The organism is uncultured Wocania sp., from assembly GCF_964021735.1.
In the GTDB taxonomy this organism is placed as follows: Bacteria; Bacteroidota; Bacteroidia; order Flavobacteriales; family Flavobacteriaceae; genus Wocania_A.
The window spans coordinates 1-4,819 of sequence record NZ_CAXIBN010000213.1; the positions used below are offsets into that span (position 1 = coordinate 1).

3 protein-coding genes are annotated in these 4,819 nt (G+C 34.2%); all 3 read left to right on the plus strand.

Going from position 1 to position 4,819, the window contains the following annotated elements; genetic code table 11:
- The first annotated feature begins 78 nt into the window (after nt 1–78).
- A complete protein-coding gene (locus AADI82_RS13740; protein WP_341216998.1) occupies nt 79–1,056 on the plus strand; it encodes a Gfo/Idh/MocA family oxidoreductase in 978 nt (325 codons plus the stop codon).
- Nucleotides 1,057–1,073: 17 nt separating this feature from the next.
- Entirely contained in the window at nt 1,074–3,002 is a 1,929-nt protein-coding gene (nagB, locus tag AADI82_RS13745) for a glucosamine-6-phosphate deaminase (RefSeq protein WP_341216999.1), read from the plus strand.
- Between the two features lie 45 nt (nt 3,003–3,047).
- Nucleotides 3,048–4,819 (plus strand): acetate--CoA ligase (gene acs / locus AADI82_RS13750; protein WP_341217000.1); only part of this gene is annotated, 1,772 nt, incomplete at its 3' end.

Here is a 4,819-nt window from a genome sequence, read left to right on the forward strand (position 1 = left end):
AAGTTGGTCTAAAAATTAATTGATAAAAATATTAGAAAATCAATTCATTAAATAGGAAACAAAGAGGTTGTTAGTATAATGAGTAAGCAATATAAATGGGGAATTATAGGTTGCGGAAGTGTTACCGAGCTTAAAAGTGGGCCAGCTTATCAAAAGGTAGATGGATTTAATCTTTATGCCGTGATGCGTCGTGATATTGAAAAGGCAAAAGATTATGCCACTAGACATCATGTTCCTAAGTTTTATGGAAATGCAGACGAATTGATTAATGATCCAGATATTGATGCTATATACATTGCAACACCACCAGATTCTCATGCTTATTATGCCTTAAAAGTTGCTGAAGCAGGAAAAATATGTTGTATAGAAAAACCTATGGCACCAACTTATAAAGAATGTTTATTAATTAATAATGTATTTAAAGAAAAGAAAATTCCATTGTTTGTTGCTTATTACAGACGATCACTTCCTAGGTTTAAACAAATTAAATCGTGGCTTGAAGATAATAAAATTGGGAAAGTGAGGCATATAAATTGGCATTTAAGTAAGCCAGCAAACGATATCGATTTATCTAAAATATATAATTGGCGTACAGATATTAAAATTGCACAAGGTGGTTATTTTGACGATTTAGCGTCTCATGGAATAGATTTATTTATTCACCTGTTGGGAAACATAGAAACCGCTAATGGTATAGCTGTGAATCAGCAAGAGCTATATTCCGCTATGGATGCTATTGTTGGAAATTGGGTGCACGAATCTGGAGTAACAGGTTCTGGCAGTTGGAATTTTGGAACAGAAAAAAGAGAAGATTATGTTCAGATTTATGGTGAAGAAGGCAAAATAAGTTTTTCTGTTTTTGGTGAAGTTCCAATAGTGTTAGAACGCGGAACACATATTGAAAGTTTGAGTATCAAAAACCCAGAAAACATTCAATTTTTTCATGTTCAAAATATGAAAAATCATTTGTCAGAAAACATACAACACCCATCAACAGGTAAAACAGCATTACATACCACATGGGTATTAGAAAATATTTTACAAAACAATAATTAAAGTTTAAAACCAGAATAATGTTAAAAAGTAGTATAGACAAAGCAACGGGTTTCGAAAAGCGATTTGAAAATATTGGTACCGTAGTTTACGAAAATTCAACTACAGCATCAAAAGCAGTTGCTAAAGAAATAGCAGACCTTATTAAAGTAAAACACTCTCAAAAACAACCTTGTATATTAGGTTTAGCAACAGGTTCTTCGCCAAAGGGATTATATGCTGAATTAGTACGTTTACATAAAGAAGAAGGTTTAAGCTTTAAAAATGTAATATCATTCAATTTAGATGAATATTATCCAATGGAACCTGACTCTGTAAACAGTTATGTTCGTTTTATGAAAGAACAATTATTTAACCATGTAGATATATTACCAGAAAATTATCATATCCCAGATGGAACTTTAGCTAAAGAAGATATTAGAAGTTACTGTGATGACTACGAAGCTAAAATTAAAGCATTAGGAGGTTTAGATTTACAGATATTAGGTATTGGAGGTAATGGACATATAGGTTTTAACGAGTCTGGTTCACTCCAAAACTCTAGAACACGATTAGTAGCTCTAGATCATATTACAAGAGTTGCTGCAAGTGGTGATTTTTCAGGTTTAGATAATACACCTAGAACAGCAATAACTTTAGGTGTTAAAAAAATAATGGAAGCAAAAAGGGTAATCCTTTTAGCTTGGGGAGAAAGAAAATCTAATATCATTAAAGCTTCAGTTGAAGAGGAGGTTACCAGTCGTGTACCAGCATCTTATTTGCAAGAGCATAATAATGCCACTTTTGTTTTAGATCAAGCAGCAGCATCAAAATTGACAAGGATTAATACACCATGGTTAGTTGAAAAAATTGTATGGACAGACAAACATATTAGAAAGGCGGTATTAAGTTTAGCACTTCATTTAAAGAAGCCTATTTTAATGTTAACAGATGCTGATTATATCGAAAACGGTATGAGTGATTTATTAGCAGATTCTGGACCAGCTTACGATATTAATATTAAAATATTCAATAAATTACAAAATACGATTACTGGATGGCCTGGAGGTAAACCAAATGCAGATGATAGTAAACGACCAGAACGTGCAGAACCCGCAAAAAAGCGTGTGATTATTTTTAGCCCGCATCCAGATGATGATATTATTAGTATGGGAGGCACATTTAAAAGGTTACATGAGCAAGGGCACGAAGTGCATGTAGGTTATCAAACATCTGGTAATATTGCTGTTGCAGATGATGAAGCTCTTCGTTTTGCTAGTTTTGTTTGCGATTACAATGATAAATTTGGAATTGAAAGTACAGAAGCTGAAAATATTTATAAAAGAGCAGTAACTTTTCTGAAAAATAAAAAATCTAGTGAAATAGACACCCCAGAAGTTAGATATATTAAAGGATTAATTAGAAAAGGTGAAGCAAGAGCTACTTGTCATTTTGTTGGTATCCCAGACGAACAAATTCATTTTATGGAATTACCATTTTATGAAACAGGAACCATTGAGAAAAACCCAATAGGTGAAGAAGATATTAAAATAACAATGGATCTTATAGAAAAGGTTAAACCTCACCAAATATATGCAGCAGGCGATTTAGCCGATCCACACGGTACTCATAAAGTGTGTTTAGATGCTATTTTTGCAGCAGTTAGAAATTTAAAACCTAAAAAATTCATGAAAGATTGTTGGGTTTGGTTATATAGAGGCGCATGGCAAGAATGGGGAATTGATGAGATAGAAATGGCAGTTCCAATGGGACCAGATCAAGTATTAGAGAAAAGAAAAGGAATTTTCAAGCATCAATCACAAAAAGACGGTGTTGTATTTCAAGGTGCAGATAGTAGAGAGTTTTGGCAACGTGCAGAAGATAGAAACAAAGAAACAGCAGGTTTATACGATGAATTAGGGTTGTCTCATTATGCAGCTATGGAAGCTTTTGTGAGATGGGAGTTTTAATACGTATTTAAGTTTATACATGAATTAAAAATAACAAAATAAGCCATGAGTAATTATCACATAAAACATTTAGAGGAATACTATCAAGTTTATAGAAAATCTGTTCGAGAGCCCGAAAATTTCTGGGAAGAAGTCGCCGAAGAACATTTTATGTGGCAAAAAAAGTGGGATAATGTTTTAAGCTGGGATTTTAATAAACCGGAAGTAAAGTGGTTTGAAGGTGCAGAACTTAATATTACAGAAAACTGTATAGACAGGCATTTAGCAACACGAGGCGATAAAACAGCTATTTTATTTGAGCCTAACGATCCAAAAGAACCTGCAGAACATATTACCTATAATCAATTGCACGAGCGTGTAAATAAGTTTGCAAACGTATTAAAAAAGCAAGGTATTGTTAAAGGTGATAGAGTTTGTATTTATTTACCAATGATACCAGAATTGGCTATCTCTCTTTTAGCATGTGCTAGAATAGGAGCAATACATTCGGTAGTATTTGCTGGCTTTTCGGCAACAGCACTATCAACTAGAATAAACGATTCCGATTGTAAAATGGTAATAACTAGCGATGGTTCTTATCGAGGTGCTAAAACCATCGATTTAAAAGGTATTGTGGATGAGGCATTAGAAAGTTGTCCAGGTGTAAATACTGTTTTAGTAGCAAAGCGAATTCACTCAGATATACAAATGAAACCTGGTCGAGATCAATGGTTACAGCCATTATTAGATGAAGCATCAAACACATGCGAAATTGAAGTGATGAAAGCTGAAGATCCGCTATTTATTTTATATACTTCAGGGTCTACAGGACAACCAAAAGGTATGGTACATACTACAGGAGGTTATATGGTATATACAGCATACACATTTAAAAACGTATTTCAGTATAGAGAAAACGATGTTTATTGGTGTACAGCTGATATAGGTTGGATTACTGGACATAGCTATATTGTTTACGGCCCTTTAGCTAATGGAGCAACAACAGTTATGTTTGAAGGCGTACCAAGTTATCCGGATTTTGGACGCTTTTGGGAAATTGTAGAAAAGCACAAAGTAAATCAATTTTACACCGCGCCAACGGCTATTCGTGCTTTGGCAAAACAAGGAATGGAATTGGTTGAAAAATACGATTTATCGTCTATAAAAGTTTTAGGGTCTGTTGGAGAACCTATAAACGAAGAAGCGTGGCATTGGTACAATGATAATATTGGAAAAAAGAAAAGCCCGATAGTTGATACTTGGTGGCAAACTGAAACTGGTGGTATCATGATTACACCAATACCATTTGTAACACCAACCAAACCCACTTATGCAACGTTGCCATTTATAGGTATACAACCTGCTTTAATGGATGAAGATGGAGAAGAGTTAAAAGGTAATCAAGTAGACGGACGATTGTGTATTAAATTTCCATGGCCAGCAATGGCTCGTACTATTTGGGGTAATCACCAACGCTATAAAGACACCTATTTTTCGGCTTACGAAAATAAATACTTTACTGGTGATGGAGCATTAAGAGACGAAGTAGGTTATTACAGAATTACAGGAAGAGTAGACGATGTTATTATAGTTTCTGGACATAACTTAGGTACAGCACCAATTGAAGATGCTATAAACGAACATCCAGCAGTAGCAGAATCTGCTATTGTAGGTTTTCCGCATGATGTAAAAGGGAATGCACTTTATGGCTATGTGATTTTAAAAGATGTAGGAGAAAGTCGAGATCAAGACAATTTACGAAAAGAGATCAATCAAATTATAACCGAGCATATAGGCCCTATAGCAAAACTAGATAAAATACAATTTACTAGTGGTTT